1 protein-coding gene is annotated in these 1399 nt (G+C 75.8%); it reads left to right on the top strand.

The window, feature by feature from the left end; translation table 11 throughout:
• Positions 1-165: 165 nt before the first annotated feature.
• Positions 166-1320 carry an ROK family protein gene (locus tag ACYVE9_RS26905; RefSeq protein WP_461030500.1) on the top strand — a complete coding sequence of 385 codons (1155 nt, stop codon included), beginning with the start codon at positions 166-168 and terminating at the stop codon, positions 1318-1320.
• The last annotated feature ends 79 nt before the right edge of the window (positions 1321-1399 follow it).

Genomic DNA, 1399 nt, shown 5'->3' with positions numbered 1-1399 from the left:
CGGGGGCGGGCGGCGCACGCCGGTCGGAGGCCGGGTCGCGGTCGCGCAGGTCGGACGGCACGACGGACGGTGGCCGGCGGTGCCGGACCGTGATCTCCCCTCCCTCGCCGTGCCTCCCCGCCAGCGGATACGATCCGGCCACGGAGCGAGGCAGGGAGGCGGACGTTGGGGAGGCTCACCGGCGGAGACCCGTCTCTGCTGCGCAGGATCAACTCCACGGTGGTGCTCCGGGCGCTGCGCGCCGCCGACGGCTGCGCGACACTGACCGACCTGGTGCGCAAGAGCGGCCTCTCCCGTCCCACGGTGGAGATAGTCGTCGAGGGACTCATCGACGGCGGCCTCGTCGCGGAGGCCGCCGGTGAACCGTCGGACGGCCGGCGCCAGGGCCGCCCCGCACGCCGCTTCCGCTTCCGTGCCGAGGCCGGGCACCTGCTCGGCATCGAGATCGGCCCGCACCGCGTCTCTGCCGTGCTCGCCGACCTCAACGGCAAGCTGCTGGGCGCAGCCGAGCGGGAGGTCTCCGAGGACGCCTGCGCGGACGACCGGCTGGAAAGGACGCGTGCGGCGGTGTCCGACCTGCTGCGGCGCTCGGACGTCGCACGGTCGACGCTGCGGGCCGTGGGAGTCGGCAGCCCCGGCATCGTGACGTCGGACGGCGCGGTCCGGCTGTGCACCGCGCTGCCGGGCTGGACCGGTCTGCCGCTGGGAGAGCGGCTGCGCAGGTCGTTCCGCTGCCCGGTGCTGGTGGAGAACGACGCCAACGCGGCGATGCTCGCCGAGCACTGGAAGGGCGCGGCGGTCGGCTGCGACGACGCGGTGATGGTGCTGGCCGGTCTGAGCCCCGGCGCGGGATCGCTGATCGGCGGCCGGCTGCACCGCGGGTACGGGGGCGCGGCGGGTGAGATCGGCGCCCTGCACCTGCTCGGCCGGGAGGCGTTCCCCGAGCGGCTGCTCTCCACCACCGGTGAGCCCCTGCACCCGCTGGACGAGGCGGCCGTCGCCAAGGTCTTCCGGATGGCGCGCGACGGTGACGAGCGGGCCCGGCAGGCCGTCGACCGCTTCATCCAGCGGCTGGTCCACGACGTGGCCGCGCTGGTGCTCGCGCTCGATCCGGAACTGGTGGTGATCGGCGGGTGGGCCGCGGGCCAGGACGGCCTGCTGGACCCGCTGCGGCGCGAACTGGCCCGCTACTGCCTGCGTCCGCCACGCGTGGAGCTGTCCAAGCTGGGTGAGGCGGCGGTGGCCACCGGTGCCGTCCGGCTGGCGCTGGACCACCTGGAGCGGCAGCTGTTCACCGTCGAGGCCACAGCCGGCACCTGACCGGGGCCGAGCGGCGCAGACAACCGCCGGACGGGCCGAGGATCGGACGGGCCGAGGCGGGCACGGCGGGAGCCGCGCG

The organism is Streptomyces sparsus (assembly GCF_054776295.1).
This window is presented reverse-complemented; position numbering and strand designations above follow the sequence as displayed.